This is a genomic window from Phytoactinopolyspora halotolerans, from assembly GCF_010550675.1.
Classification (GTDB): domain Bacteria; phylum Actinomycetota; class Actinomycetes; order Jiangellales; family Jiangellaceae; genus Phytoactinopolyspora; species Phytoactinopolyspora halotolerans.
The window spans coordinates 151,957-178,510 of the sequence record NZ_JAAGOA010000014.1 but is presented as its reverse complement, the minus strand read 5'-3'; the positions used below and the strand labels follow the sequence as shown (position 1 = coordinate 178,510).

General features: G+C 66.9%; 29 protein-coding genes and 4 tRNA genes. 15 read left to right on the top strand and 18 right to left on the bottom strand.

Features of this window, described 5'->3' with window-relative positions; translation table 11 throughout:
• Window positions 1-542: 542 nt before the first annotated feature.
• The 4 genes from G1H10_RS19815 to G1H10_RS19800 all read right to left on the bottom strand — a co-directional run bounded on the left by G1H10_RS19815 (window position 543) and on the right by G1H10_RS19800 (window position 3,183).
• Entirely contained in the window at window positions 543-710 is a 168-nt protein-coding gene (locus G1H10_RS19815; protein WP_163740927.1) for a hypothetical protein, read from the bottom strand.
• Window positions 711-955: 245 nt separating this feature from the next.
• A complete protein-coding gene (locus G1H10_RS19810; protein WP_216853459.1) occupies window positions 956-1,528 on the bottom strand; it encodes a ribonuclease FAU-1 family protein in 573 nt (190 codons plus the stop codon).
• Between the two features lie 401 nt (window positions 1,529-1,929).
• Entirely contained in the window at window positions 1,930-2,220 is a 291-nt protein-coding gene (locus tag G1H10_RS19805; RefSeq protein ID WP_163740925.1) for an EthD family reductase, read from the bottom strand.
• An 891-nt stretch (window positions 2,221-3,111) separates the two neighbouring features.
• Window positions 3,112-3,183: transfer RNA gene (locus G1H10_RS19800), tRNA-Val, on the bottom strand.
• A 172-nt stretch (window positions 3,184-3,355) separates the two neighbouring features.
• On the opposite strand from G1H10_RS19800, the gene G1H10_RS19795 reads away from it, so the two are divergent.
• Entirely contained in the window at window positions 3,356-3,772 is a 417-nt protein-coding gene (locus G1H10_RS19795) for an SsgA family sporulation/cell division regulator (RefSeq protein WP_163740923.1), read from the top strand.
• A 105-nt stretch (window positions 3,773-3,877) separates the two neighbouring features.
• The gene (locus G1H10_RS19790; RefSeq protein ID WP_163740921.1) at window positions 3,878-4,432 is read left to right on the top strand and encodes a CGNR zinc finger domain-containing protein; all 555 of its coding nucleotides are present in this window, start codon (window positions 3,878-3,880) and stop codon (window positions 4,430-4,432) included.
• A gap of 42 nt (window positions 4,433-4,474) precedes the next feature.
• Here the strand turns inward: G1H10_RS19790 and G1H10_RS19785 are convergent, their stop codons facing one another.
• Together G1H10_RS19785 and G1H10_RS19780 are read right to left on the bottom strand one after the other, a co-directional pair.
• Window positions 4,475-5,311, bottom strand: a complete 837-nt coding sequence (locus tag G1H10_RS19785; RefSeq protein ID WP_163740919.1) for an aminotransferase class IV — start codon at window positions 5,309-5,311, stop codon at window positions 4,475-4,477.
• Complete coding sequence (locus tag G1H10_RS19780; RefSeq protein ID WP_216853458.1) at window positions 5,305-6,318, bottom strand: chorismate-binding protein; 1,014 nt, start codon at window positions 6,316-6,318, stop codon at window positions 5,305-5,307. Before G1H10_RS19780 ends, G1H10_RS19785 begins: the two co-directional genes overlap by 7 nt.
• A gap of 195 nt (window positions 6,319-6,513) precedes the next feature.
• Between G1H10_RS19780 and G1H10_RS19775 the strand changes: the two genes are divergently transcribed.
• The 3 genes from G1H10_RS19775 to G1H10_RS19765 all read left to right on the top strand — a co-directional run bounded on the left by G1H10_RS19775 (window position 6,514) and on the right by G1H10_RS19765 (window position 6,791).
• Window positions 6,514-6,586: transfer RNA gene (locus G1H10_RS19775), tRNA-Gly, on the top strand.
• A gap of 29 nt (window positions 6,587-6,615) precedes the next feature.
• A tRNA-Cys gene (locus tag G1H10_RS19770) sits at window positions 6,616-6,686 on the top strand.
• Between the two features lie 30 nt (window positions 6,687-6,716).
• Window positions 6,717-6,791: transfer RNA gene (locus tag G1H10_RS19765), tRNA-Val, on the top strand.
• Window positions 6,792-6,994: 203 nt separating this feature from the next.
• Here the strand turns inward: G1H10_RS19765 and G1H10_RS19760 are convergent.
• The 3 genes from G1H10_RS19760 to G1H10_RS19750 form a co-directional block, all read right to left on the bottom strand.
• Complete coding sequence (locus G1H10_RS19760) at window positions 6,995-8,665, bottom strand: metallophosphoesterase family protein (protein ID WP_216853457.1); 1,671 nt, start codon at window positions 8,663-8,665, stop codon at window positions 6,995-6,997.
• 202 nt (window positions 8,666-8,867) lie between these two features.
• The gene (locus tag G1H10_RS19755; RefSeq protein ID WP_163740917.1) at window positions 8,868-9,338 is read right to left on the bottom strand and encodes a pyridoxamine 5'-phosphate oxidase family protein; all 471 of its coding nucleotides are present in this window, start codon (window positions 9,336-9,338) and stop codon (window positions 8,868-8,870) included.
• Between the two features lies 1 nt (window position 9,339).
• Window positions 9,340-9,831 carry a DUF1579 domain-containing protein gene (locus tag G1H10_RS19750; protein WP_216853456.1) on the bottom strand — a complete coding sequence of 164 codons (492 nt, stop codon included), beginning with the start codon at window positions 9,829-9,831 and terminating at the stop codon, window positions 9,340-9,342.
• A 137-nt stretch (window positions 9,832-9,968) separates the two neighbouring features.
• On the opposite strand from G1H10_RS19750, the gene G1H10_RS19745 reads away from it, so the two are divergent.
• From G1H10_RS19745 to G1H10_RS19725, 5 genes are all read left to right on the top strand, one after another.
• Window positions 9,969-10,937 (top strand): glycoside hydrolase family 113 protein, encoded by a 969-nt coding sequence (locus G1H10_RS19745; protein ID WP_163740915.1) that lies wholly within the window; start codon window positions 9,969-9,971, stop codon window positions 10,935-10,937.
• Between the two features lie 68 nt (window positions 10,938-11,005).
• Window positions 11,006-11,548, top strand: a complete 543-nt coding sequence (locus tag G1H10_RS19740; RefSeq protein WP_163740914.1) for a GNAT family N-acetyltransferase — start codon at window positions 11,006-11,008, stop codon at window positions 11,546-11,548.
• Window positions 11,549-11,847: 299 nt separating this feature from the next.
• Complete coding sequence (locus G1H10_RS19735) at window positions 11,848-12,234, top strand: VOC family protein (protein ID WP_163740912.1); 387 nt, start codon at window positions 11,848-11,850, stop codon at window positions 12,232-12,234.
• A 38-nt stretch (window positions 12,235-12,272) separates the two neighbouring features.
• Window positions 12,273-12,668, top strand: a complete 396-nt coding sequence (locus tag G1H10_RS19730; RefSeq protein WP_163740910.1) for a YciI family protein — start codon at window positions 12,273-12,275, stop codon at window positions 12,666-12,668.
• 1 nt (window position 12,669) lies between these two features.
• Window positions 12,670-13,944: an RNA polymerase sigma factor gene (locus G1H10_RS19725; RefSeq protein WP_216853455.1), complete on the top strand. Its 1,275-nt coding sequence runs from the start codon at window positions 12,670-12,672 to the stop codon at window positions 13,942-13,944.
• 9 nt (window positions 13,945-13,953) lie between these two features.
• Here G1H10_RS19725 and G1H10_RS19720 read toward each other — a convergent pair whose 3' ends face one another.
• From G1H10_RS19720 to G1H10_RS19690, 7 genes are all read right to left on the bottom strand, one after another.
• Window positions 13,954-14,367, bottom strand: coding sequence for a GbsR/MarR family transcriptional regulator (locus tag G1H10_RS19720; protein WP_163740908.1), 414 nt, complete (start codon window positions 14,365-14,367; stop codon window positions 13,954-13,956).
• Window positions 14,368-14,452: 85 nt separating this feature from the next.
• Complete coding sequence (locus tag G1H10_RS19715; RefSeq protein ID WP_163740906.1) at window positions 14,453-15,181, bottom strand: winged helix-turn-helix domain-containing protein; 729 nt, start codon at window positions 15,179-15,181, stop codon at window positions 14,453-14,455.
• A 102-nt stretch (window positions 15,182-15,283) separates the two neighbouring features.
• Window positions 15,284-16,378, bottom strand: coding sequence for a M48 family metalloprotease (locus G1H10_RS19710; RefSeq protein WP_163740904.1), 1,095 nt, complete (start codon window positions 16,376-16,378; stop codon window positions 15,284-15,286).
• A gap of 195 nt (window positions 16,379-16,573) precedes the next feature.
• The gene (locus tag G1H10_RS19705; RefSeq protein WP_163740902.1) at window positions 16,574-17,311 is read right to left on the bottom strand and encodes an ABC transporter permease; all 738 of its coding nucleotides are present in this window, start codon (window positions 17,309-17,311) and stop codon (window positions 16,574-16,576) included.
• A complete protein-coding gene (locus G1H10_RS19700) occupies window positions 17,292-18,305 on the bottom strand; it encodes an ABC transporter ATP-binding protein (RefSeq protein WP_174264511.1) in 1,014 nt (337 codons plus the stop codon). The genes G1H10_RS19705 and G1H10_RS19700 overlap by 20 nt, the downstream gene beginning before the upstream one ends.
• Window positions 18,295-19,116, bottom strand: coding sequence for a winged helix-turn-helix domain-containing protein (locus tag G1H10_RS19695; RefSeq protein WP_163740901.1), 822 nt, complete (start codon window positions 19,114-19,116; stop codon window positions 18,295-18,297). The genes G1H10_RS19700 and G1H10_RS19695 overlap by 11 nt, the downstream gene beginning before the upstream one ends.
• A gap of 105 nt (window positions 19,117-19,221) precedes the next feature.
• Entirely contained in the window at window positions 19,222-20,058 is an 837-nt protein-coding gene (locus tag G1H10_RS19690) for an NAD-dependent epimerase/dehydratase family protein (protein WP_163740899.1), read from the bottom strand.
• 134 nt (window positions 20,059-20,192) lie between these two features.
• Between G1H10_RS19690 and G1H10_RS19685 the strand changes: the two genes are divergently transcribed.
• From G1H10_RS19685 to G1H10_RS19675, 3 genes are all read left to right on the top strand, one after another.
• Complete coding sequence (locus G1H10_RS19685; protein ID WP_163740896.1) at window positions 20,193-20,768, top strand: DUF488 domain-containing protein; 576 nt, start codon at window positions 20,193-20,195, stop codon at window positions 20,766-20,768.
• A 57-nt stretch (window positions 20,769-20,825) separates the two neighbouring features.
• Entirely contained in the window at window positions 20,826-21,788 is a 963-nt protein-coding gene (locus G1H10_RS19680; protein ID WP_163740895.1) for a threonine ammonia-lyase, read from the top strand.
• 67 nt (window positions 21,789-21,855) lie between these two features.
• Entirely contained in the window at window positions 21,856-22,551 is a 696-nt protein-coding gene (locus tag G1H10_RS19675; RefSeq protein WP_163740893.1) for a thiaminase II/PqqC family protein, read from the top strand.
• On the opposite strand, the gene G1H10_RS19670 is transcribed toward G1H10_RS19675, so the two are convergent.
• Window positions 22,548-23,384 (bottom strand): NAD-dependent protein deacetylase, encoded by an 837-nt coding sequence (locus G1H10_RS19670; RefSeq protein ID WP_376778643.1) that lies wholly within the window; start codon window positions 23,382-23,384, stop codon window positions 22,548-22,550. The genes G1H10_RS19675 and G1H10_RS19670 overlap by 4 nt on opposite strands.
• A gap of 111 nt (window positions 23,385-23,495) precedes the next feature.
• Entirely contained in the window at window positions 23,496-24,647 is a 1,152-nt protein-coding gene (rsgA, locus tag G1H10_RS19665; RefSeq protein WP_216853453.1) for a ribosome small subunit-dependent GTPase A, read from the bottom strand.
• Between the two features lie 371 nt (window positions 24,648-25,018).
• Between rsgA and G1H10_RS19660 the strand changes: the two genes are divergently transcribed.
• Together G1H10_RS19660 and G1H10_RS19655 are read left to right on the top strand one after the other, a co-directional pair.
• Entirely contained in the window at window positions 25,019-25,558 is a 540-nt protein-coding gene (locus G1H10_RS19660) for a type IV toxin-antitoxin system AbiEi family antitoxin domain-containing protein (protein WP_163740889.1), read from the top strand.
• Window positions 25,559-25,652: 94 nt separating this feature from the next.
• Complete coding sequence (locus G1H10_RS19655; protein ID WP_163740887.1) at window positions 25,653-26,429, top strand: nucleotidyl transferase AbiEii/AbiGii toxin family protein; 777 nt, start codon at window positions 25,653-25,655, stop codon at window positions 26,427-26,429.
• Window positions 26,430-26,554 lie beyond the last annotated feature (125 nt).

The window sequence follows — 26,554 nt, the reverse complement described above, 5'->3', positions numbered from 1 at the left end:
GGAGGTGTTAGCTCAAGTTCCTGCGGAGGCGGCCACGTCCCGTATGGACGAGCCACCAGACCGGCATGGCGACAGACAGGACATTCATACATGGCTACTGCCTTGTAAGGATCGTGACGAGGTCGTATATGCCATCCGGGTTCGGCGCTACCCGGATTACCAGTTGGAACGTCCCGGAGCCGTCAGCCTTTCGGAATGTCCCCGCAATGTCCTCAACGCCGGTCGGCCTCATGCTCCTTGTGCCCGAGGCCATGACCGCTGTTAACGCACCACGTTCGCAGGTTGGCATAGACGTCAACCAGTTCCGGACCGGGCCACACGATCTGACAACGCGTGATCTCGTAGTCCAACCGCTGGAGCTGCTTCCCTCCCCATCCCGCCCGTTTGGCGCCGTAGCGAAGCTCGGCCACGGTCACCAACGACAGAATGCGCGCTCGCCCCTCGACCAGCGGCAGATACCCCGAGGCCAACGGCTCTTGGATGCGGGCCAGTCGCGCGCTGCACGCCGGTATCGATCACCACCAGCCCTCGACCGCGTGCGCTCATGCGTTCTTGATGGCATCGAGGAAGTCCCGCTGCTCGTCCTCGGTCAGCTCCTCGATGATCATCTCGTCGCCGAACGGCAGCAGGCGCGCTCCGGCCAGGATCTCGTCCACGCTCTTCTCCAGCATCTCGCCATGCATCGGCGGGTGAGCTGTGGGTTCACTCATGGGATACGCACCTCCTTCGTACCGTTCCTCGTCTGGCGTACCCGTAACCCACCGGGCCGGTCCCATTCTGAGCCGTTCCCCTCGCAGCGGCCATCCGTGGGCAGAAGCGAAGCGGGTCAAGGGTGATTGAAGATCAACACGAAGCGACGCAAGCCTGCGAGCGCCCTTGACCCGCGCAGCGCAGGCCGCAGAATGACCGCGACGAGGGGAACGGCGGAATGCGAACGCGAGGCATCCTTTGATGATCACACGTCGTGGGTCGGTATTGTCAGCGCATCTGACGGAAGCACTGGCCGTGGCCAATGTGGATCACGACGCCACGTCGTCCAGTGTTCATGGAAAGCGCCCTCTCGGCCCGATAGCAAGCTGATGACCTGCTCTTGCGCGTCTGACACTCTCTTGTGGTCATCATCGGTGATGATCCCCAGGCGGCGTCCTTGGTCGTATTCGTCCTTGTCCTTCCAGCGATACGTTCCATCAAGTTCGATGACGAGGTCCAGCATCAAGTCGAAGGTGTCGTATCCGATCAGTGTCCGCCGGTACGGGCGTTCGAAGTCGACGTACCAGATCCATTGTGAGCCGTTATCATCGAAGAACAGAGACACGGTGAAGTACGAGTCAGGGGACGAGAGCATGAGCCGGGTCGTGTCACGCCACGCCCAAGGACCCAGCTCCCATTCCCCCGAGGCGAGATGGCCAACCCCTCGATTCCGGACCGCTTCGCTACCCGTTCGTTGAGACTCGGTCCAGGTCGTCGCGGCAAGCAACTCGATGCCAGGCCACAGTGCGAGTGCTATCAAGTCGGCGCCGTCCTCCACGACCCAGCATGGTGTGGCCGACCACACCTTCCCCCGATAGACGTCACGTCGAACCGCAGTACTCGCCGATTCGAAATAACGCACCGCCTGACCTGTCATGATGGCCCCTACACTACGAGGCGCGATCGAAAACGACCTTGGCACCTCAAGACCCAGATAGGACGCGAACTCGCTGCCCGGCCGCGCCCGGAACGGCCGCCAAGCCGCATGCCCGGCGCCAGGCCGGGCATGCGGCGAGAGCAGCGAGCCGCCTTGATCCAGTAGAGGTCAACTCGGCAATGAGGCCACCCGCGCACAAAGAGCCGACAAAGTGTCGCGGATCAACCGGCGGATCACAGTGGCTGGAGCCGGGGAGCCTCTAGCCGTCGTCTGCGAGCCGGAGCTCCCAGCAGTCGTCGCCCCTATCTGACAACGTCTCCCATGACCACGTCGGGGCGCACGTTGGTGTAGTTGGCAACATCAGCCCTGACCTCGGCGCCCTTTTCGGTCATCGCTGCGCCGAACGCTTCGGCGCTCGACACGAGCGCCCAACCAATCGCCTCGTACGGGCCGCTGGTGATCTTGTCCGCGCCCCAGCTCTGACAGTCGTCGCCGAGCGCGGCGGCGAGCATCGGCATGTGCGTCGACGTGTAGTAGTCCATGTCAAACGTCGACTCGTCGGTCTTCGGATAGAGGAACGTCACGCGGATCATTCGCAGAGTGTCGCATGCTGATCGGGATGGTCCGTTACCCAGACCGCCTTCTGGCCCAAGACGTGCCAAGCCCCAACCTGTCCGCAGCTCTGGGAGCGGAGCAGATAGGCCTGAGGAAGTAGTGGTGAGCTCACCGCGCAGGCGTCCGATCCCTGGACTGAGCCCCAGCCCGGCGCCAACATCAGCCCCGCAGACGTCGGTGGGCGTCGATCCCGCCGTCGAGTTGGTGCCCTTGGGCCCGATCCCGGTGAAGGTGATTCCGGTTGGTGTGGTGCGTGTCCCCGGTTCTGATGAGGCAATCGAACTGGATCGCGTCGTGCCGACGTCGGGAAAATATCGCCGTGCGGGATGTGATCGGCACTGCCCACGAGGCCGATTCCACGGGGAGAACACCCCATCGCCGGTACCGACGCAAACGCGTGGACCCGACCACCTACCCGCGGGCGATCTTCAATGAGGCCAGGGGCCAGTTGATCTTGCGATGCCGAGGTCGCCGAATTCGACTTCACCACGTTCGCGCCCAAGACGTAGCACAAGGTCAGGGCCCAGTTGATCGTGCGCCGCGTGCGTGATCTCAACGTCGCGCTAGGGTGACGATCACGTCGAGTGTTTGGCGCACGAGAATGACCCGTTCCGGGCTGTTTTGGAGCTTGTCTGGAACGGATTCGGCGCTGGCGGCGACAAGTTGCCGCCCTTGGCCCATCACCTCGCGGCGTAGCGTTCCCCACCGACGGCCCCACAGCCTGACGCCTGCCCTGCACCGCGACGGCACCACGAACACTTCGGAATGCGAATGTGGTCAAGATCGGGTGCTCCCAATTTGCTCCCACTTCGCACGAACGGCCCGTCGATGATGTTGATCGACAGGCCGTCTAGCTGGGAAAATACGAGTGGGCGATACTGGGATCGAACCAGTGACCTCTTCGGTGTGAACGAAGCGCTCTCCCGCTGAGCTAATCGCCCCCTGCGCGAACAGAACCATACCTCACCCTGACCCCAAACGACGAACCGGCACCCCGACCAGCCAGACGTCGTCCGCGTCTCGCCCGTTCGACCTATTGACACCTCCCAATACCGTTATCTTTTCGTTATAAAACCCGCGTCACAGCTCATGTGACCCTCCGTCTTGGGGGGTATGGAACACATGGTCTCCCACCACATCACGCTCCGGCTGATCACCGACTCGCCGGACCCTAGCCCGCTACCCGCGGACTTCGAGTACCACCGGGAAGACCCCCTGGCCGTGACGGTGATCTTCGGAACGAACTCCGAGGCGCCCGTCCGCTGGGTCTTCGCCCGCGACCTGCTCAGTGAAGGGCTGGACAAGCGGACCGGTGTCGGCGACGTCACGATCTGGCCGGTCAACAGCCCCAACGCGTTGCCCACGATCCAGATCCAACTCTCCTCCCCCGACGGCGACGCGTACTTGCGCGCACCCGCCGAGGCGATCGAGGCGTTCCTGGCCGAGACGTGGCGCCTGGTACCGCCCGGCACGGAGGGCCAGCACCTGGACATCGACCTGACACTCGACGCGCTGCTCGACGGAGCGTAGCCACCAGGTTACCGTTATGTCCCTATTTGGGACCTGGTGTTGTGCGATCACCGCTGCTCGGTCTACGGTCGGCCAACCTGGTACCTGTCCCCCACGAGGTAGGCCGTGACTTTCAGCCACGACGTACAACACTCGCTCGGCGTCGTCGTCGATCTGGTCAACACTGCTCCGGAGAGTGGTGGCCAGGAACTCCTGCCCGACGTCGACGCGCTCCGCGCGTTCGTCGCCGACAACACGATCAGCGACGTCGGCCCACTGACCCGCACCGACCTGAGCAACGTCCAGGCGCTGCGGCCCAAGTTCCGCGACATCTTCTTGGCCGAGAGGACAGACGAAGCATCGCCGCTGGTCAACGATCTTCTCGCCAAAGCCCGGCTCTGCCCGCGCCTCACCGACCACGACGGCTACGACTGGCACATCCACTACTTCGCGCCAGGCGCATCCCTGGCCGAGCATCTGCTCACCGACGGCGGCATGGCTCTGGCCTTCGTCGTCGTCGCGGGCGAGCAGGAACGGCTGCGTGTGTGCGACGCCCCGGACTGCGAACGCGTCCTGGTGGACCTGTCCCGCAACCGGTCGAAACGCTACTGCGACAGCCGGACGTGCGGTAACCGGCTCCACGTTGCCGCCTATCGCGAACGACGACGCGCCGCCGGCTAGCGCCACACGCCGACGGCCGGCACCTGCAGCCAGGGCCCGGCTCTACGGCTCGGACGTCTCCGCGCCACGGCGAGCGAACTCCGCCGCGGCTCGTATCGTCACCGGCCCCGGCGCCGTCAACTCCCGACGGCGCCCGTCGTCGTGGATCACGGCATGGACGGCCTGCACGTCCCGCACCGATGACGTGAGGAAGATCTCTTCGGCCTCGTCGAGGACCTCCAACCCGAGGTCCGCCTCCTCCGCATCGGTCCACTCCAGCACCAGCTGCCGCGTGATCCCGGCCAGGCAACCGGACTCCAGCGGCGGTGTCAACAGCCGCCCGCCCACCACCACGAAAACGTTGCTGCCGGTGCCTTCACACAGCCGATCCCGGGTGTTGGCCACCAGGGCCTCGCTTGCCCCCAGCTCGTTGGCCCGGGCCAGCGCGATCACGTTCTCCGCGTACGACGTGCTCTTCAGGCCCGTGGTGGCACCCCGCTCGTTGCGTCGCCACGGTACCGTCGCGACGGCCGTCGTCGGCGCATACGGCTCCACGGGTGTGCACGCAATGATGACAGTGGGAGCGGCGTCGCCACGTCCGGAGCCCAGCGGTGCGACCCCGCCGGTATAGGTGATTCGCATCCGCGCCAGCGGCGGCGCGCCCAACTCTGCCAACACGTCACCGACCGCCTTGCGGATCAGCTCGTCGTCGGGTTCCGGCAGCCCCATCCCGGACGCCGAGCGTCCCAGCCGGTCCAGGTGCCGCTGGAGCGCGAACGGAACCCCGTGGACCACCTTCAACGTCTCGAATACGCCGTCACCCACGGTGAGGCCGTGGTCCAGCACGTTCACTCTCGCCTCGGAAGCCGGAACCAGCTCCCCGTTCACCCAGATCAGCACGTTGCCAAGCTTACGAGACGCTCCGCCTTCAGCTCCGTCTCCGCCCACTCCCGCGCCGGGTCCGAGCCCCAGGTGATCCCCGCCCCCGTACCGAAACGCAACGTGGCGTCGTCGGCCCAGAACGTACGGATGCCGACGGCCAGCTCCCCCTCCCCCGTGTCCGCGTCCACCCAGCCGATCGCGCCGCAATACGGGCCACGCGGCACCGGCTCCAGGTCGGCGATGGCCTGCAGCGCACTGGACTTGGGCGCACCACTCACCGAACCGGGCGGGAAGGTCGCGTCGAACAGGTCCGCCCAGCCCGCGGCGTCGTCGAGGATCCCGGAGACGGTCGAGACCAGGTGCACCAGCCCCGGGTGCTTCTCCACGGACAGCAGCTCCTCCACCGCGATGGATCCGGTCCGACTGACCCGGGACAGGTCGTTGCGGACCAGATCGACGATCATCACGTTCTCCGCCTCGTCCTTGGGTGTGAGATCCGCCTCGGTCCGGCCGGTGCCTTTGATCGGAGACGACCAGACCTTCCCGCCACGACGCCGCAGGTACAGCTCCGGCGACGCCGTCACCACGCGCATGCCGGGTACCTGGATCAGGCCGCCGAACGGCGCGTCGTGACGCTCGGCGAGCCGGACGGCCAGCGGCACGAGACCACTCCGTCCCAGCGACGGCAGCGGCGCACTCATCACCCGGCAGACGTTGACCTGGTACACCGTGCCGGCGGCGATCCGCTGACGCACCTCCTCCACCGCGGCCATGTACTGGTCACGGTCGAGCGACGTGGTCCAGCTGTCGCTGCTGGGCCCATGCCACGGCTCGTCGGCGCGCAGGGGCGTCCGCTCCCAGTGTTCGAACCTGGCGCAGGTGACCGCACCCTCGAACGTCACGACGACGGCCCACCGACCGGACCGGTCCAGTACGGCCGGATCGTGGGCGAGCTCGGCCAGCCCGGTGGCCAGGTAGCCGCCCAGATGCGCCACCGGCTCCACGGCGTCCGATGTGTCGTCCACGTCCTGCGACGCTACCCGATTCGGACCGACGCGTGCCCGAGACGCATGTCGCATCTCCGACCCCCTGCCGACCTGCGGTTCCGTAAAAGATCAACACTGGCCCGCCCCCGTGTTTGGAATCCGGGCCCCAGATGGGCTAATGTTCTATCCGCACCCGGGTTCACCGGAACAACACGGTGAGCCACCGGGAGCGGTGCGGACGTAGCGCAGCTGGTAGCGCATCACCTTGCCAAGGTGAGGGTCGCGGGTTCGAATCCCGTCGTCCGCTCGGAGCGAGGCCCCGCCAGGCCTCACCTCGGTGGAGTGGCCGAGAGGCGAGGCAACGGCCTGCAAAGCCGTCTACACGGGTTCAAATCCCGTCTCCACCTCGCTGTTTGCAAGCGCCGTTCTATCGGCAAGGGCGATTAGCTCAGTGGGAGAGCGCTACCTTGACACGGTAGAGGTCACTGGTTCAATCCCAGTATCGCCCACCATCCCATCCATGCAGGCATATGATGCACCTGCGCTGGAAAGAACGGCTACCCGATACGCCCTCCTGGATCGCTGATCGGTGCCGCCCGTCTTTTCCGGGACGGAAATCCGACGACGTACCTACCGCGGTAAACGAGTTCGTCGCATCGACATGACGGCGCGCCCCTCCCCGATACAGGGTGAGGGGCGCCACGACGTTCGCCGATCAACGGTGCCGACCACGCACGAGCGGGTTGAACACCTCCAGAGTCCGGACCACCTCGTTGACCTCGTTGTGCCCGTCTGCATCCGGAATTCCGAAGTCGCGTGCTTCGATGACGACGCGGTCGTGGTAGACGTCCAGAGTCAGGCCGCGGTTGATGTCGCGGGTCACCACCTCACGGATCGATGCGGTGTTCTCGCCCCGCGCATCCCACTCCACGTGCATGGCTCCCGTGTTGACCGCCACGAAGCCGTCCGGGTGCCCACCGGGCATGCGTCGGCGCACCGCCCAGTCCCCGAGTTCGAACGGGTAATGCGTATGGCCGGTGAGCAGGATCGCGTTCGGATGCTCGCCGAGTATGGAGAGCAACTCGTCGTTGCGCTCATGATGGTCGTGGTACCAGGGGATCCACGACGCGGACACGGTGTCGCCCAGCGGGAAGTGCGTGATGACCACCACCTGCTTACGCTGCCGCGTCCAGTGATCAAGCCGCTCGTCGAACCACGCGACCTGCTCATCGGACATCCCGACCTCCGGCGGCCGCGGATACTCCTGGCCCAGCACGAGCACGGGCACGTCACCGCCGGCGCCCTCGACGACGTACTCGCCCCACACTTTGTCCCGGTCGGCGAACTCCAGGAACCGGTCTCGCAGCGACTCCCACGTCTCTCCGGCGTAACTCTCGTGGTTGCCGATGGCAGCCACCACAGGCTCCGGCGTGAACTCGGCCGCCCCGGCCATCACGTCGTAGATCTCCTGCCATTCCCATTCGGCGCCGGTGTTCACCAGGTCACCGACCATCAGCAGTCCCGACGCGTCCGGGCGTACCTCGGCCAGGTCGCCGAGCCCGTGGGCAAGATCCTGCGGATGTCCCTGCACATCGCTGACCACCCACAGCGACGTCCGCCGGCTGGGATCGACCGGACCGAGCGCCTTTCGCAACGCAACGCTGTCGATCGCCCAGTACCACGAGTTGCGCGGGGCCTGCAGCCGCCAGCGGAACACCGCGTGCCGGGCGTTGGGCGGCACGTCGAACACCGCCGTCTCGTTGTTGTTGGCCAGGGCACCGTCGTAGTTGTGCACGGTGTTCGTCCCGTCGTATCGCAGCAGTGTCTGTTCCTCCCCACTGCCGTCGAACTCGACGGTCACCGTGGCCGTCTGACCCGTCCACGGGCGGTAATGCGAGTCGAACGACAGCTCGAGCCGCCGGTTCCCAGCCACACGAACCGGGGCGGAGACCAGCGTGGTGTCGAACCGGTCGGGCGAGTCGGCACGGTCGTCGTACTCGTCCGAGTCGGCGACCGCTATGACCTGATCGGAGCGACCGAAGCGGGCACGCATCTGGTCCTCGGCAGCGACCCAGAAGTCACGTGTCGTGAAACTCCAACCCCGCCAGTCGTCAACGCCGACGCCTTCCATGACCGGGTCGATCTCCACCGACCAGCCGTCAGGACCGTCGTGGGTGAAACCTTCGCCGCCCTCGATGTCGTCCGCAAGACTGTTGAAGCTCTCTCGCCACAGCGTGTGACCGCCTGGGCGGGAATGGACTGCGTGGGCGTGGGCGTCGGCGTCTGCCGTCGACGGCACGGCGGCCATGACCGGCGCCGCTACGACGACAGCCATGAACGTGGCGACCGCGCCGACACCGGCGCGTCGATGAAATCGTGGACTCATGGCCCGTACGCTAAGCAGCCAACACAGCCATTCCAGGCGTACGCGGTGAACCCGAGGTAATCATCGCGATAACCGGTCAGTGGCCGAAGGCACGAGCGATCCCGCAGCCGCCCACCGTACGCGTCCCGTCAGCGGAATGCTGCCCGTCGCCGTCGCAGAAGCGTGCGGGATCCTGCCGTCGGATCCACCGCGACGGACCGACTCAGGCGAGCGTCACCGGGATGCGGTGATCCGGCTGTCCGTCCTTCGCAAGGATCCAGTGCGAGTCGGCGACGGCACGATAGAGGCGCAGGTCGCCGCCCGGTCGCACGTCGTCGCTCGTCCATTCACGTCCACCGTGCGCGACGGAACGACGAGAGTACGCGTCTATGCCCTCTCGCACGTCATCACCCTCGAGCAACTCGCCGACGGCGGACATGTAGACACCCTGTCCAGTGCCGATCTCCGCCCGCGAATCGAAGATCACGATGCCCACCTCTGGACGGCCCGCGATGTTACGGGAATGCGTCACGTCCGGGTTCGACACCCATAGGAACTCGGTGAAACCGATGTGCGCGAAATAGACCGGCGAGCTCCATGGTCGACCAGTCGCGTCGGCGGTGGCGAGAACGAGGTAAAGGTTACCCTCGACGATGTCCTTTACGGCCCGAACGGCAAGGTCGGCGGCCATCATCTCAGCCGGCCCTCCGGTAGATCAGGTCGAAGTCGAGCTCCCAGTCCGCGCCGTCGGAGCCGATCTCCCACGCACCGCTGATCACTCGACCGTCGTCGCTGAACGTGCCGGCGAAGCGCTGCCGGAAGTCCAGCGGCGAGAAGTCGGGCGTCTCCCGGAGCAGAGTCCACACCCCAGCCGCAAATTCCATCGCATACACCCGTACAACGCCGCGGGTGTCGTAGTAATGCTGCGTGTACGCGCCGGTGTTCGGGTCGACGCTGATGATCGTCAAGCTGTCAGGTGCCTCGGGTATCGTGATCTCGGTGTGTTGGAGCAGAAACTGCCCGTTCAGGGCCCATTCGAACCGACTGCGCGCTTTCGCGTCATCCGTCACGGTGGCCGCTGCAGGGTGGCCCGGCGGGAATCGGACCTCCAACTCCCATTCACCGACGAATGCGTCCAGGCGCGACAACGCTTCCGATCTGTTCTCGACCACGGCCTTCACGTCCATTCCAGTAGGTTCCGGGCGTCGTTCTCACCAGGTAGACCGCCGGCATCCGCTGAACTCATCGCGGCTCATGACGCCGTCGTTCTCTCGCCACCCGTCGTCGTGTTCCATCGGCCGACCCGAGGGCGCGTGAGGGATTAATGAACCCGCAGGTCAAGGGGATCTCCTACGTGGTCGGCGACATCAGCACAGACGACGTACGCCGCGACCTGAGCGCCATCAGGAACGACCTGCACTGCACCACGGTGATGCTGATCGGCACCGACACGGCGCGGCAAATGGAAGCGGCCCAGCTCGCTCTCGAGGCTGGCCTCGATGTCTACATCCGGCCCTACCTGGAGGACCGCCCGCGCCGCGAGCTGCTCGCTCACCTGGCCACAACGGCGACCGAAGCCGAGAAGCTGCGCGAATCGCAACCGGACCGCGTCACCCTCGTGCTGGGCGCCGAGTTCTCCCTCACCTCGCCCGGCATGATCCCGGGGCCGAAGCTCTTCATCCGCCTGCAGGTCCTGTTGCGGTGGCGACGATTCTTCGATCGACGGATCACCCGCAAGCTGAATGCCCTGCTGACAGACGGTGTCGCTACCGCGCGCCGACATTTCCGCGGGCCGATCACCTACGCCGCCGGACATTGGGAGAACGTCGACTGGTCCCGCTTCGACCTCGTCGGCGTCAATCTCTATCGGATCGGCGCCGACCTCGACACATACGAGCAGCGCCTGCGCGATCTACTCAACACGACCGACAAGCCCGTCGTCATCACGGAGTTCGGCTGCGGCGCGCACATCGGTGCAGAACTGCGCGGACCCGGATCGTTCCGGATCGTGAACTGGTTCGCCGATCCGCCGCATGTCAAGGACGGGCATGTGCGAGACGAGCAGACGCAGGCCACGTACCTGAGTGAGCTGATCGAACTCTATGCCCGGCACAACGTTCACGGCTGCTTCGTCTACACCTTCTCCATGCACGACTTTCCGCACACCGAGGACCCCCGCCACGACCTGGACATGGCGGGCTTCGGCGTGGTGAAGACGTCCGCCGACGACCCGTCACACTGGGAGCCGAAGGAAGCGTTCCACGAGGTCGCGCGGCGCTACTCCAGCGGCTGAGTCCGAGCCGATGTGCATTCATGGAGTGCTGATCTAAGGTATCGGGATGGCGAGGATTGCAGGACGACATGAGTAGCGGCGCCGACGGGCAAACGTCGGCCGCCCGCCACCTGCGTGACGCGATTCCAGCGACCGCACGCGATCTCCCAGGGATCGTCGAGATCATCAACGATGTCGCGGCGCACTCGATGGCCACCTTCACTACGACGCCGATCGCCGTGCGCGACCGAATCCCCTGGTTCGAGCAGTTCGCATCGACCGGGCCGCACCGTATTCTCGTCGCGCGCCGCGGCGAACACGTGCTGGGTTATGCATGTAGTCAGCCGTATAGGCAGCTTGAAGCCTTCCGCGAGACCGTCGAAGTGAGCATCGCGCTCAACCCCGCGTTTCGCGGCAAGGGCGTCGGCACCGCCCTATACCGTGCGCTGTTCGACAGTCTCTCCGCCGAACGCGTGCACGTCATGCTTGCCGGCATTGCCTTGCCCAACGATGCCTCGGTCGCGCTGCACCGCAAGTTCGGATTCTCCGACGTCGGTGTCTTCCGCGAGTACGCCGTCAAGAACGGCCAGTACATCAGCTCGTTGTGGATGCAGCGCCTCAATCGCCCCTGAACAGCCCGCCACGCGTCGGCATCGCGCCTACTGGTTCGCTGGTCCACCTCCCCGATGACACCGCGCGCATTCTCGCGACATGTACGACGCCATACCGATGAATTTCTCGGTGTCGAAGGGTCAAGACATGCAGGACCCTGGCCGCCGATATCTGTGCGGCCACACATGTAGACACGGATCGAAAAGAAGACTCGGCGCGGCGTCGAGACGGCAGTGCTCTGCTTCGACCTCTGCTGTGACAGGCCCGGACGGGCGCACCTGAACGCAGACGCCGGTGCACCGGCGCAGGGAGGAGTCACATGGGACATGCAGTCGTGCACTTCGAGATCGTCGGCAGCGACCCGCCGGCGCTCCGCCGCTACTACGCCGACCTGTTCGGCTGGGAATACGACCTCGGCGACGCGGCGACGACGGACATCTCCGCACCCGGCCAGTACGGGTTCGTGGACGGGAGCACGACCGGCGACGGGACCGGCATCAACGGCGGCGTGTGCGGCGGCGACGGCCACCGGCCTCGCGTGCTGTTCTACGTCGGCGTGCCGGACGTCGAGGCCGCGCTGCAGCAGGCCGAGGCCCTGGGCGGCCGGCGCGTCATGGGACCGGTGCGCTCCGCCGACGGGCCGCTCGTCGTCGGACATATCACCGATCCCGAAGGCAACCTCATCGGCGTCGCCGGCACCGCTTGACCATCCGGCACTCCCCCCACATCGAGAAAGAAGACGAGATGAAGTACGTGATCTTGATTTACACCAACGCCAAGAACTGGGAGCATCCGATCTTCGCCCAGACGCCCGAGTTCCTCGCCCTCCCCGACGACGAGCGCGAACGGCTTCTCCGCGAGGACGACGAGGTGATCCGGGAGATCCACGAGTCCGGCGAGCTGGTCACCGCCGGCGCGCTGGCGGACCCGATGAACACCATGACCGTCCAGCGCCGCGACGGCGCACCGATGACCACCGACGGACCCTACATGGAGGCCAAAGAGCAACTCGCGGGGTTCTTCGTCGTCGACTGCGAAACGCCGGAACGGGCGGCCGAGATCGCGGGGCGCTTCCCCGACACCCGGTTCTCACCGATCGAGGTACGCCCGATCATGGAGATGTCCGGCCAGGAGATGTGAGGTGGACCTCCATCTCCTGGACCTGCACGTCGAGGATCTGCACGCCGAGGACCTGCTGCGCCGGGCGGCGCCGCAGGTCCTCGCGGCGCTCGTGCGTCGCTACGGCAACTTCGAGACCGCGGAGGACGCCGTCCAGGAAGCACTGCTGGCAGCCGCGACACAGTGGCCCGAGCAGGGCCTGCCGGACGACCCGCCTGCCTGGCTGGTGACGGTCGCGTCCCGTCGCATGACCGATCTGCTCCGCAAGGAGGCGGCCGACCGCCGCCGGGACGAGCGCTCCGTCACGCTGGTGCCGGACGACGCGCTCGTCGCCCCGGCCGCCGAAACCGAGATGCTCGACGGCGGCGACGACACCCTGACATTGCTGCTCCTCTGTTGCCATCCGTGCTTGACCGCACCATCCCAGGTCGCCCTGACGTTGCGCGCCGTCGGCGGTCTGACCACCGCCGAGATCGCCCACGCCTTCCTCGTCCCCGAGGCGACCATGGCGCAGCGCATCAGCCGGGCCAAGCAGCGCATCAGGGCCGGCGGCGCCCGGTTCACCATGCCGGCCACGCCGGACCCCGAACGTCTCCGGTCCGTGCTGCACGTGCTGTATCTGATCTTCAACGAGGGTTACACGTCCAGTTCCGGTCCGCACCTACAGCGCACGGACCTCACCCAGGAGGCGATCCGGATCACGCGGACCGTCCACCACCTGTTGCCGCACGACGGCGAGGCCGCCGGCCTACTGGCGCTGATGCTGCTCATCGACGCGCGGCGCGGCGCTCGCACCGGCCCGGACGGCGGCCTGGTCCCTCTCGCCGAGCAGGACCGTTCCCGTTGGGACCAGCGTTCCATCAAGGAGGGCGTCGACCTGATCACCGACGCACTCGCCCGTTCGCCGATCGGCCCGTACCAGGTGCAAGCCTCGATCGCTGCGCTGCATGCCGAGGCGGAACGCGCCCAGGACACCGACTGGCCGCAGATTCTCCACCTCTACCGGATGCTTCAAGATCTGGCGCCCGGCCCGATGGTCACCTTGAATCACGCCGTAGCGCTGGCCATGGCACACGGCCCGCGTGCCGGCCTGATGTTCCTGGAACCGCTCGAGCACGACGCACGGCTCTCCCGGCATCACCGGCTGCACGCGGTCCGTGCGCACCTGTTGGAGATGGCCGGCCAGACCGACGACGCACGTGCCTGTTACACGCTGGCGGCGCGGCTGACCACCAGCGTCCCGGAGCAGGCTTACCTACGCGGACGTGCGTCGCGGCTGGACATGAACACATTGTGATCACGCGGTCTACTCGTGGTGCCGGGCGGCGTCGCGACGACGCTTGAGCTCCTCCCATTCGTGCCGCAGGCGAAGGTGGGACCGGTCGAGGAAAGCGTGATAGTCGCGCATGTTCGCTAGGCGCTTCAACGGCTTGGTCTCATCGGGGTCGAGAATGCCCATCAGCTCTTCGGCGAACGCGACGTTGACATGGTGCCGTCGCTGCTCAGCCACCAGGAAGGCACCACACACGTCGTCCGCAGACCGGAAGTAGTGACCGCGCGAGCCCGGAACTGCGATCTGCCGGATACAACCAGCCTCGGCCAGCTCACGCGTCGCGGTGGAGACGGAGCCCGCACTGACCCGCAAGGCGCGGGCGATGTCGCCGCTCGACACCTGGCTTGCGGTGCTGAGCATGAGGAACGCGAGGACCCGTCCCGCCATACGACTCCAGCCGCTTCTTGCCAGCAACATGCCCAATTCTTCGATGTATCGAGCCCGTACATCGTCGCGCGGATGGCTGTCATCGTCATTCCCTGGTGGACCGTCGCTCATCTGGCCCTCCCATACTGTGGTCCGTGGCACCTTCGCCTGCCGCGACGGCTTTCGTGTCCCACGGAATCGTCCATGCGACGACGCGGACGGGTCGCGCATCCGGCGGCCGCCGCTCTGGATCGCGGCGCTGAGCGGTAGTCCGGAAGAGGTGCCGATCCATCAGCGCCAGGAACTCGGCTCGGAACTGTTCCAGCTCCTCCGCGGTCAACCAGGCCCAGCTCTGCACAATCCCCATGCTCGCGTCTTGCCACTCGGGCGGTTCCCCCTCCCGCATGGCCCACCATGCCCGCAACCCGGCCAGGTCTCGGTCGAGCCGCATGGCGTTGGCGGCCACGGCCGCACGAGCGAGCTCCGTTGACTGTTCTTTCGCTTTCGGGGTCAACGTGACCTCGGGAACCATCCGCCATCGCCGCTGCCGTCCCGGGCCTATGCCCGCTTCCTCGATAATCCCGTGCTTGGCGAGCTGTCGCAGATGCCATGAGCAGTTGGCCGGCGATTCATGGATCAGTTCAGCCAACTCGGTCGCAGTGGCGGACGCGCGCAGATAGAGCTGTTCGGTCAATGCCACACGTACCGGGTGGCTGTAGGCGCGCAACTCGTTCGGATCGTCCACGACCCGCGACGGCAACGAGTACTGCCGATGTGGCGCCGCCGCGATGGACTCGGGCCCTTCACGCGACGGGTCGCCGTTCTTTGTGCTCACACTGAAGGGTATACCTCTCGAAAGGGCCTTTCGCAATTCTCTTTCGAGAAGTCGTTCGATGCTACCTCCGGTATGCGACGCGGATGCCGGGTGCGGGGCCGGTCACGAGTCGGTGCCGAGCTCCCGGGACATCCGCTCGAGCTGGGCGAGTCGCGCCTTCATCGACGGATGCGGCTCGAACATCCGGGCCGCCCCACCCTGCTTCTGCGGCGTGCCGTCGATCTCGACAGAAGCATCGAACGGGACGATCGCCAGCGCGGACGCCAGTCGCCTGGCGCGGAGGTCTTCATCCGGGACGCGCTGCTGGGCGCCCGACATCTCCACGAGCGCGGCGGCGAGGGTCGCCGGTGCTCCCGTGATCCGGGCAGCCGTCCGATCAGCAGCGAGCTCCCGACGACGAGCCAGCGGCGTGGACAGCACGAACGCCGGCGCCGCGACCAGCACACCCAGGACGATCGCCGGGATGATCACGAACATCGCGGCGACCGCGTTCGCCGCGCGGCCGAATCCCAGAGCGACGAGGCGCCTGGTCGCCGCACCGCCGGTGACCTCGGCCACCGGTGCCGTCGTCGGCAGGCCGGACTTTTCCATCTCGACGAAGGACGGCCGCCACGACCTGCCACACGCTCGCGCAGCCGCGCACATGCGCACATCCAACCGGCCCATCAGCATGAAGATCGCACCCGGCAGCAGCACCGCCCATCCCGCCATCCCCTCCGCGAACGCCATCACCCGGGTGTCACGGTGTGCGATGTGGGCGATCTCATGGGCCAGCACCGCCTCGAGACGGTCATTGTCGAGCGTCTCCACCAAGCCCTTGGTGACGCACAGGGTCGGCCGCTTGCCCGGCTCGACGTACACAAGACTGTTGGGTGCGTCGATGTCGATGATCCGGACCTCGGGCTTATCTTGACCGGCGACGGCGCACAGCCGGTCGAGGATCGCATGCAGCGTCGGCTGATCCTCCGGCCCGCACCGCACCGGATCCACGCCCAACGGTCCGCCCTTGACCATCCACCGGATGCTCTCCGCCCCGACGAGCGTGATCGCCGGCAACAGAAGCCCCAGCCACCACGGCAGACCCATCGCCCAGGCCACCCAGCACGCGAGAACGGCGTATCCGGTCGAGACGACCAGTATGACCAGCCACGCGAGCAGCACCGGCCACAGCCACCGGATCGCGACATCCTCGTCCACCTGCTGTTGCTCCCCACGCTCCGCGCTCGATCGTCGGACCGCGGCAGCGTACCGATCCGCGGTACAGCCGCGCTTGCAGCCGGCCAACGCTTTCGACCCATGATCATGAACACTTACCGTTCACATAGCACGGTTAGTGTTCATGATCATCGTCCGGGTCATCGTCCGGGTCATGGTCCGGGACGAATCGGGGGGTCACGCCCGACGAGTCATGACGCGCGAGGTGACGCCCAGGCCAAGCACCGTCCACGCGGTGATGATGACAAAGGGAAGCATCGCGACGCCGGTGTCGGGTGCGTCGATCGTCTCCCGCACGGCCTGGGCCATGTACTGGAACGGCAGCCATTCGTGCACCGCCGCGGCCCAATCCGGCAGCCGCTCCGCCGGGTAGTTGATCGGTGCGAACATTAGCGCGACGATGATGACGAGGTTGGTGACCAGGCCGACCAGCACCGGCCGCACCACGTACGCGATGCAGTATCCGACACCCGCCGCTCCCGCACTGACCAGCAGAACCGCCGGCAACAGCCACGGACTGATCGACAGCTCAAGGTCGAACCGCACGACGGCGACAAGCAGCGTCACGGCCAGCCCGGGCAGCGCCACCACCACCCAGATCACCGCGTCGGCGGCCATCATGGCCAGCCGGGAAACCGGCATCGAGCGCTGGTAGTCCAGCAGACCCTTCTCCTTGCGCTGGGCCACGATCTGCGGCGCCACGACCATACCCACGGTGATCAGCGACACCGTCATCGCGCCAGAGGTCAGATACAGCGCCGCCTCGGCATCGATCTCCGGGATGAGCAGGGAGAATCCCACGACGATCCCCGCTGAGATCAGCGTCTGGATGGCCAGGAAGGTCGGCAGCTCCGTCCGCACCCGCAACATGTTCCACTTCAGCAGCAGCGCGAAGCTACGCAACCAATGCCGCATCCCGATCTCCCTCATTGTTGCCGCCGTCGGAACCGACGAGTCGCACATAGATGTCTTCCAGGCTCACCGGGTTGAACGAGAACTCATCCACCCGTCCCGCAGTGCGCTCGTTCTGCGCCCATGCCAGCGCGGAGGCGCATTCGGCGGCGTTCACCGTCGCCATCATCCGCCGCCCGACGACGACGGCATCCTCTCGTCCGCCCCCCGCTCCGTTCTCCCCTCTGTCCTGACCGCCGAACTGTGCGGCCAGATCCCGCGCGACCGCGCTGTCCACCGCCGTGACCTCGAGCCGGAGCCGGTCCGCGTTCTCGCCGCGCAAGTCGGCCGGCGATCCCTGCGCGACGACGCGGCCCCGGTCTAGGATAGCCAGCCGGTCCACCGCCCGCTCGGCCTCGATCACGTTGTGGGTGACCAGGAGCACCGCGCATCCGTTCTCCGCCAGGGCACGGACCTCTGCCCACAACAGCCGACGACGTACCGGGTCGACGTCGTTGGTGGGCTCGTCGAACATCACCAGCCGACCCGGCTCGGCCGCCGCCATCGCGAAGGCCGTCAACCTGCGCACTCCGCCGGAGAGCCGCTCTCCGGTGGTCTTCGCCCATTCACCGATGTCGAGCGCGTCGACCAGCTCCGCCGTACGCTGCTTCGCCCGGCGACGGTTCGCCCCACGGATCCGCGCCATCAACTCGATCGCCTCCGCCGGCGATACCCCGTCCAGTGGCGCTTGCGCCTGTGGCTGCATCGAGCACATCCGCCGCGCCATCGCCGGGTCGGCGACCGCGTCCCGGCCGGTGACACGGATCGTTCCGGCGGTCGGTTTGGCGATGCCTACAACCTGGTTGAGCAGCGTGGTCTTGCCGGCTCCGTTGTGCCCGAGCAGCCCGTAGACCTCGCCGGCCGACACGCTCAGCGAGACGTCGTCGTTCGCCCGGACGCCCTTGCGGTATTCCTTGATCACCCGCTCGACCTCGAGCACCGCAGGCTCACCGCCCATTGCTCTCCTCCTCGCCGTCGCCATCGCGCGCGTCGCCATCGCCCGCGTCGTCGTCCGCCGCGTCGTCGTCGGCCGCGTCGTCGTCCGGTCCGGTCGGGATGAGCCAGGTGACCAATCGCACCGGTCGCGCTCCACGCGGCCGCCGCGCCGGGTCGGCTCGCTGTTCCAGGCGGGGCATGATGTGCCGCTCGATCAGCGCCCGGAAGTCGTCCTTGAACGCGGCCAGCTCCTCCGCGGTCATCCACGCCCACGCGTACGCCTCAACCGAGCCGTCCCGCCATCGATCCGTCTCGTCTCTCCTGGCCCGCCGCCACGCCTGCATCCGTTCCACTTCGCGGTCCAGGATCACCTCGTCTACCGCGTCGACGGCGCGGGCCAGCGCTGGCGTCTCGTCGCTGCCGCCGAACGTGGTGCTCTCGATCACCGGCTTCCACCGTCGCTGGCGCCCCGGGCCGGTACCGGCGACCTCGACGAACCCGTATCGGGCCAGCTGCCGCAGATGCCATGAGCAGTTCGCCGGCGATTCGCCTTCCAAGAGCTCGGCCAGCTCCGTCGCGGTCCCGGATCCGAGCTGCATCAACTGTTCCAGGATCGACAGCCGCACCGGATGCGCCAGCGCGCGCAGCGCGGCCGGATCGCGCAGGTCACGATGCGGCACGCCATGCTCGCGCACCGCCTCGTCGCCGGTCGTCTCGTCTCCCGTCGCCGCATCACGGACCGGCGCGGCACTGGACTGTGCATCACCGACTGGTGCGCTGGTGGCGCGCTTGTCCGCGCTGGCACCGCCGTCCACGATCTCATCGCTCGACACGCTTGAAAAGCTATCTTTCGAGCGACCTCTTTCGCAAGACCCCTTTCGAGAAATCCCCATGATCATGAACACTTACCGTTCACATAGCACGGGAAGTGTTCATGATCATGGGGAGTGGCGAGGGGTGAAGCCGAGGACGCGCGTGGCTGCAGCAGTGTCGATCGTCCCGGTCCGTCCTGGCAGCGGCCGCCGCAGCTCCGCCGACGGGTGGTACCTGCGCAGCAGCTCCTCGGTCGGTCCAGGCGCGAGGATCTCCGATGCGGCCACATAGAGCCTGTGCATACCCGTGCACGACGCCCGGACCCCGTCCAGAGCAGCGCGAGCCGCATCCCGAACATCCAAGTAGGACCACAGGTCTCCAGCGCCTCCGCTGGGGTCGCCCGCCAGCTGCTCGGCACGCTCCCGCAGCTGCTCCGCAGATGCGACGTACGGGTAGCGCAACGCGACGATGGTCATGCCGTGCCGACGCGCCATCATCGCCGCCGTGGCCTCGTCCACCTGCTTGGACAGCGCATAGGCATCCGCGGCCTGGTCCGGATGGTCCTCATCGAGGGGCAGGTAGAGCGGATGCAGTTCGTGCGGGGCGAACGGCAGCCCGGTAGCCGACAGGCTGCTGGCGAACACCGCCCGGCGGACTCCAGCGTGCGCAGCCTCCTCCAAGACCGCGAACGTCGCCTGGGTGTTCACCGCGAACACCCGCTCCGGCGGATCGTGCAGCGGGTTCGGGATCGCCGCCAGGTGAATGACGGCGTCCACCTCCTGCACCGCAGCGGCCACGGTTGCCCGTTCGGTGGCGTCACCGACTGTGATCCGGTCCGCCGGCAAGTCGTCCGCGTCCGCCTTGTTCATGACCAGCGCGCTGGCCTCGATCCCCTCATCCGCGAGCAGCTGCAGAACAGCACGTCCGATCCGCCCGGCAGCTCCGGTCACCAGTATCCGCATGGTCGCGAGCGTAGACCGCGTCGGCATCACCCACGCACCCGGACGCGCCGTCGAGGTGATGCAGATACAGCCGGGCTCGCTGTTCAGGTCATCGCGTTCGCCGCCGGACGGCGCCGCTGATTACGCTCGCTGGTGTGGACGGATCGGACACCGCGCCCGCACCCCTCTACACCCTCGGGCACGGCGCGCGCACGATAGAGGCCTTCGTCGCCGTGCTCACCGAGCCTGGCATCGACGTGCTGGTGGACGTGCGACGGTTTCCGGGTTCGCGCAGGCACCCGCAGTTCGGCCGCGACGCGCTCGCCGCCGAGCTCACCGGGCACGGAATCCGCTATGAATGGCACGGCGACGAGCTCGGCGGCCGACGCGGCCGACGCCCGGACACTCGGCACACCGCCCTGGTCAACGCCTCATTCGGCGGGTACGCCGATCACATGGACACGCCCGGGTTCCGGACCGCGGTCGCGGAGCTGATCACCCGCACCGGCGAGGGCGAGCAGCTGGCGGTTCTGTGCGCCGAAACGCTGTGGTGGCGCTGTCATCGTTCGTTCATCGCCGATGCGGTCGCCTGCCACGGACGAGACGTCGTCCACCTGCTCGATGTCGGCCGCCGCGAGTCGCACCGGGCCCGGCCCACCCTGCGCTGTTCCGACGACGACGGCTGGCCGGTGTACGACGTGCCGGACACGCTCCCCCTGGACGAGGCGTAGTCCGGCGAGCGGCTGAGACCCGGCCGGGCCGACAGACGAATCGGATAAGGTCAGGGCGTGGAGCTCGTCACCATCGCCGACGTCCGGGCAGCGCAGGATCGCGTCGCCGGCGTCGCTGTCCGGACCCCGCTCATCCCCGCGCCGTGGGCACCCGGTCCCGGCGAGCTCTTCGTCAAACCGGAGATGCTGCAGCCCATCGGCGCGTTCAAGATCCGCGGCGCGTACAACAAGATCGCCGGCCTGACCGCGGACGAACGTGCCCGCGGACTCGTCGCCTCGTCCAGCGGCAATCACGCCCAGGCGGTGGCGTACGCGGCACGCATGTTCGATGCCAAGGCCACCATCGTCATCCCGGACACCGCACCGGATCACAAGGTCGCCGCCACCAGGGCGCTGGGCGCCGAGGTCCTGCTGGTGCCGCCGGCCGAGCGCGACATCCTCCCCCGCCAGCTCGTCGAGGAGCGCGGATACATCCTCGTCCCACCGTTCGACGACGGCGCCATCATCGCCGGCCAGGGCACCATCGGAGCGGAGATCGCCGACGACCTGCCAGACGTCGATCTCGTCCTGGTGCCGGTGAGCGGCGGCGGACTCATCTCCGGGATCGCGGCAGCCGTCAAGGCGCTGCGGCCCGAGGCGCGCGTCGTCGGCGTGGAGCCACAGCTCGCCGCCGACGCCAGCGAGAGTTTTCGCACCGGACGACGCATCGCCTGGCATCCGGAGCAGACCCACCGCACGATCGCCGACGGGCTGCGCACGGTCTCGGTCGGGGTGCTGCCCTGGGAACACATCCGCGCCCACGTGGACGACATCGTGACCGTAACGGAGGACGAGATCCGGGCGGCTATGCGCGCACTCGTGGTCCAGGGCCGGCTCGTCGTCGAGCCCAGCGGCGCCGCGGCGACGGCCGCGTACCTGTCGATCCGCGATCAGCTGCCCGAGTCGGCCCGGACGGTCGCCATCGCCAGCGGCGGCAACGCCGACCCCGCCATGCTCGCCGAGATCCTGTCCGCCGGTTGATCATTGAATCTGTGCAAGGAACCGGCATCACAGACCACCGGCCGCCATCGCCCACGCGGAGGTCCCCATGACGTCGAACACGCCCACAGCCGCGGAACTCGTTGACGAGGTCCGTGCCGAACTGGCCCCGATCGAGGAGCGGCTCTCCGGCCATCCGTTCGTCGCCACGCTGGCCGCCGGCCATGTTCCGCGCAGCACGCTGGAGCGTTTCGCCGGCGAACAGCATTGGATCATCACCAGCGACCGGCGAAGCTTCGCCCACCTGGCGGCCCGGTATGGCGACTCGGACGCGGCCGGCTTCTTTCTCGACCTCGCCCAGGGCGAGAGTGTCGCCCTGGGGCATCTCGACGGTTTCGCCCGATGGACCGGCCTCGACCCGCGCAGCCTGGGCGACTACCAGCCCACACCGGGCGCGCACGCCTACACCGCCTATGTCGCGTGGCTGGCGTTGAACGGCTCGGCGGCCGACGTGGCGGTGGCGTTCCTGGCGAATCTCGCCGCGTGGGGCGCCAACTGCGGCGGAGTCGCCGATGCGCTGCGGACCGCCTACGGTGCCGACGACGCGGCCGTCGCGTTCTTCGACTTCTTCGCCACGCCCGCGCCAGGTTTCGACGACCACGCGCTGCGCGTCATCGACGCCGACCTGCGCGCCGGCGCCTCCCCGGCCAGGGCGAAGTCCGCCGCCCGGCTCCTGCAGGCCTACGAGCTGATGTTCTGGGACACCATGGCCCGCAGCTTGGAGGGCGACGCCGCCGCGCGCTAGCCGGTATAGATCTCGGCCAGTGAGGTCAGCACCGGCGAGCAGCCCCCGTCCACTTTCAGCGTGGCCAGGTCGTCACCCCTGGTCTCGCCGCGGTTGAGGATGACCACCGGTGTGCCGGTCTTGGCGGCGTGCCGCACGAACCGCAGTCCGGACATGACAGTCAGCGACGAACCCGCCACCAGGAGTGCCTCGGCCTGGTCGACATAGGCGTAGGCCTCCAGCACGCGGTCCTTGGGCACGTTCTCCCCGAAGTAGACGATGTCCGGTTTGAGCATGCCGCCGCAGTACTCGCAGTCCGCCACCTGGAACCCTTCGGTGGCGGCGATCACCGCGTCGGCGTCCGGCGCGATCTCGATGTCCGAGACCTCGGCGGCGTAGTCCGGGTTGAGTGCCGTCAGGCGCTCGGCGAGATGCTCCCGGGTGATCGCCCGACGGCAGGACAGGCAGATCACCCGGTCATACCGGCCGTGCAGGTCGATCACCCGCCGGCTTCCCGCGACCTCGTGGAGGATGTCGACGTTCTGGGTGATCAGCCCGGTCACCAACCCCTCGGCCTCCAGCTTCGCCAGGGCGCGGTGCCCGTCGTTGGGTTCGGTGCGCGCGATGTGCCGCCAGCCGACGTGGTTGCGCGCCCAATAGTGACGGCGAAACGCGAAATCGCCGACGAACTGCTGATACGTCATCGGATTGCGCGGCGGAGAGTCCGGCCCGCGATAGTCCGGGATGCCCGAGTCCGTGGAGATCCCGGCCCCGGTGAGCACCGCCACCGGCCCGGCACCGAGCACGTCCACCATCTCCATCGCCGCGGTCGCCGCGTCGTCGACCTCCACCATGCTGATCGTCACACCTCGAGGGTATGCGGTCTCGTCCAGGAGAAGGAGCATGCGTCGCGGTCGTGATCGCGACCACAATGCATGCTCCTTCCCACGCAGCGGCACCGAAGTTCAGCGGCGGCGGCCCTTGTGTTGGTAATGCTGGCGAAGCGCCTTCTCGCGTTGCTTCCACAGGTTCCGTTCCTGCTGCCGCAGCCGCGCGTCGGCGCGTCGGGCCTGATAGGCGGCCTCCCGGCCGAGCTTGCGCCAGCGCAGCAACCGATCCTCGCCGAGTTCGCCGTCGTCGATCGCCTCCAGCACGGCGCAGCCCGGCTCGGACATGTGCGAGCAGTCGCGGAACCGGCACTCGGCGGCGAGTTCCTCGATGTCCTGGAACACCTCGGCTATCGCCTCGTCGTCGGCGACGAGGCCCACGGCTCGCACGCCGGGTGTATCGATGACGACACCGCCGCCGGGGAGCGTGATCAGCTCCCGGTGGGTGGTGGTGTGCCTGCCTTTGCCGTCGCGCTCGCGGACGTCGCCGATGGGCATCACCTCGGCTCCGGCCAATGTATTCACCAGCGTGGACTTGCCCGCACCGGACGGGCCGACCAGCGTCATCGTCATCTCCGGTGTCAGTCGTCGGCTCAGCTCGTCCATCCCGTCGCCCTCGGTCACGCTGACCGCGAGGACGTCCACCCCGAAGACGTTCCGTGCGACCTCCGCACGCATGCCTTCCGCATCGGGCACCAGGTCCGCCTTGGTCAGCACGACGAGCGGAGTGGCGCCGCTCCCCCAGGCCAGCACCAGCAGCCGCTCGATCCGACCCACGTCCGGTTCCGGGTCGAGATGTTCGACGATGACGACCAGGTCGATGTTCGCCGCCACCACCTGGCCGTGCGATGTCCGGTCGACACCGTCTCGGACCAGGGCGGTTCGCCTCGGCAGCACGGCGTCGAGCGTGATGCGTCCATCCGGCCACCGCCGCACCGCGGCCCAGTCGCCGGCGGCCGGGAAGCGGGACCGGTCAGTGGCGGCCGCCGCCAGCACATCGCCGCCGTAGGTCGCCAGCAGCTCGCCATCGGCGGTCAGCACCTCGGCGCCGCCGCGCTCGACCCGGCTGACCCGGCCCAGGGCGTGCGATCCGGCGTAGGGACGGAACGCCTCAGCGGCCTCGGTCGCCGGGACATGACCGGTAGGGAACGGGATGATCTGGGCACCGTTGTGCGGGTTGCCATCGTGTGATTGGGCGTGCGAGTTGTTTTCGCGTGGATGAGACATCATGGGGACCTTCCTGGTGATCGAGGCCCCACCCGACGTGATCGGAGGATCGATCAGCGTGGAGGCGCCTCGAGGTGAACGGGCATCAGGCATGCGAATCTCACAGTCATGGCCCTCACCTCCTCACTTGTCGCAGTAGCCGGTCGGCGACCGCGCCACTGCCTTCCCTCCACGGCCCGTGCTTGACCGACACGCTATCCGCACGGTCCGAATCGGCGCCACCGATTAACGCGCGAGCACGGCAAGACCCGACTTTCTGAGGGTAGGTAACGCTTAGCGTTGCTCAGGAGCGTCCAAGCGTTACCTCCCCTCAGGAAGTCGGCTCGTCATGAGCGGAACTCACAAAAAGAGTACCCTTTTGGTACTGTTTTTACATGCCAGGCAAGTATTGGAACGCGGTGATGGACGTCGCTGTCGAGCAAGGCGGATACGTCACACCTGCGCTGGTACCGGACGTACCGCCGGTTGAACTTCGCAAGATGGCGTCACGGGGCACGCTAGAGCGAGTCGGGCACGGCGTGTACCGGGTACCCGCCTTACCACGAGAGCCGTTCGACGAGTTCATCCTGGCACGCTTGTTCACCCGAGGACGTGGTGTCATCTCGCACGATTCGGCGCTTCTGATTCACCAGCTCTGTGACATCAACCCCGCCCACGTGCATCTCACCGTACCGCGCGCGTACCGGATCAACCGATCTGGCGGAGAGATGTACGTCGTGCACCGCGCCGATCTCCGCCGCGATGAGGTGACCCAGATCGAGGCCGTGGTGGTGACAACAATCAGGCGGACATTGACAGATGCGCTCAGTACAGTTCCTATTGCCCTGGTCCGGCAGGCCATCACCACAGCCGCTGAACGCGGGGCGATCCGTGTCGATGAACGCGAAGCGCTGCTCGCACAACTGACCACGTAAGGGGCTCGAGATGGGTCGACCCGCTGGCGCCAAACAGTTCCAACGCCTGTTGCAGCGTCATTCTGCTCAGATCGGACAACTACCACAACGAGTCATGCATCTGGTACGGGTCGCCGTTGTATGCGCCATGCTGGATGCGGTCCGCCACGACGACGGCGGGCATCTGTTCATCGTCAAGGGCGGCACTGCGATGCAGCTACGTCTGGGCATCCGTGCACGCGCCACAACTGATCTTGACGTGATCTTTCGAGGTCACATGGACACGTGGCTACATCGGTTCGATGAGGCGATCGCTGAGCGCACGTGGAACGGCTTCACAGTCGAGCGTAAGGCCCCACCTTTGGAAATCGATGTGCCGGGGCTTGGGTATCGGCCATGGCGGGTGGCGCTCCAAATACGCTATGAGGGCCGGGATTTCGGCTCCACAAGCCTCGAGGTTGCCATCGACGAGCGCACAGGAAAGCGGCATACGCTCGTACAACCGCAAGGAATTGTGCTCGCCGAGTTCGACATTGACCCGCCTCGCCTAGTGCCATGTCTGGACGTGCCGTATCAGATCGCTCAGAAGCTGCATGCCTGCACCGAGCCACACCCGGACGGCAATGACAGGGTCCGCGATCTGATCGACATCTGGCTGTTGGAAGGGTTGCTTGCTGCCGACGATCTGCAGGCTGTGCGTGACGCGGCGATCGAGACCTTCAGCCGTCGAGCGAGCCACGCCTGGCCGCCGATAGTCAAACCGTCGCCCTCGTGGGCGCACGACTATCCACTACTCGTGCGTGAACACCCGGAGGCTCCGGCCGATCTGGACGAAGCCATCCGGTACCTCACCGACTTCATTCACCGTATCGACAATGTCCCCACCCGATAGACGAACATGACATCACCGCCAATCGTCGTTCACACTGTGAGGTCCATCGGCCATGCGCCCTCGATGCCCTGCGGAGCCAGACTGACTACCTGAGGGACCGAACCTGCACGCATATGACGGGCCTT

Bases quoted from the DNA above. Each gene is read 5' to 3' on its own strand.
- G1H10_RS19815 (WP_163740927.1), bottom strand. From the start codon at position 710: ATGAGTGAACCCACAGCTCACCCGCCGATGCATGGCGAGATGCTGGAG.
- G1H10_RS19805 (WP_163740925.1), bottom strand. From the start codon at position 2,220: ATGATCCGCGTGACGTTCCTCTATCCGAAGACCGACGAGTCGACGTTT.
- G1H10_RS19795 (WP_163740923.1), top strand. From the start codon at position 3,356: ATGGAACACATGGTCTCCCACCACATCACGCTCCGGCTGATCACCGAC.
- G1H10_RS19760 (WP_216853457.1), bottom strand. From the start codon at position 8,665: ATGAGTCCACGATTTCATCGACGCGCCGGTGTCGGCGCGGTCGCCACG.
- G1H10_RS19755 (WP_163740917.1), bottom strand. From the start codon at position 9,338: ATGATGGCCGCCGACCTTGCCGTTCGGGCCGTAAAGGACATCGTCGAG.
- G1H10_RS19750 (WP_216853456.1), bottom strand. From the start codon at position 9,831: ATGGACGTGAAGGCCGTGGTCGAGAACAGATCGGAAGCGTTGTCGCGC.
- G1H10_RS19745 (WP_163740915.1), top strand. From the start codon at position 9,969: ATGAACCCGCAGGTCAAGGGGATCTCCTACGTGGTCGGCGACATCAGC.
- G1H10_RS19740 (WP_163740914.1), top strand. From the start codon at position 11,006: ATGAGTAGCGGCGCCGACGGGCAAACGTCGGCCGCCCGCCACCTGCGT.
- G1H10_RS19735 (WP_163740912.1), top strand. From the start codon at position 11,848: ATGGGACATGCAGTCGTGCACTTCGAGATCGTCGGCAGCGACCCGCCG.
- G1H10_RS19730 (WP_163740910.1), top strand. From the start codon at position 12,273: ATGAAGTACGTGATCTTGATTTACACCAACGCCAAGAACTGGGAGCAT.
- G1H10_RS19720 (WP_163740908.1), bottom strand. From the start codon at position 14,367: ATGGCGGGACGGGTCCTCGCGTTCCTCATGCTCAGCACCGCAAGCCAG.
- G1H10_RS19705 (WP_163740902.1), bottom strand. From the start codon at position 17,311: ATGCGGCATTGGTTGCGTAGCTTCGCGCTGCTGCTGAAGTGGAACATG.
- G1H10_RS19700 (WP_174264511.1), bottom strand. From the start codon at position 18,305: ATGGGCGGTGAGCCTGCGGTGCTCGAGGTCGAGCGGGTGATCAAGGAA.
- G1H10_RS19690 (WP_163740899.1), bottom strand. From the start codon at position 20,058: ATGCGGATACTGGTGACCGGAGCTGCCGGGCGGATCGGACGTGCTGTT.
- G1H10_RS19675 (WP_163740893.1), top strand. From the start codon at position 21,856: ATGACGTCGAACACGCCCACAGCCGCGGAACTCGTTGACGAGGTCCGT.
- G1H10_RS19670 (WP_376778643.1), bottom strand. From the start codon at position 23,384: ATGGTGGAGGTCGACGACGCGGCGACCGCGGCGATGGAGATGGTGGAC.
- rsgA (WP_216853453.1), bottom strand. From the start codon at position 24,647: ATGATGTCTCATCCACGCGAAAACAACTCGCACGCCCAATCACACGAT.
- G1H10_RS19660 (WP_163740889.1), top strand. From the start codon at position 25,019: ATGCCAGGCAAGTATTGGAACGCGGTGATGGACGTCGCTGTCGAGCAA.
- G1H10_RS19655 (WP_163740887.1), top strand. From the start codon at position 25,653: ATGCATCTGGTACGGGTCGCCGTTGTATGCGCCATGCTGGATGCGGTC.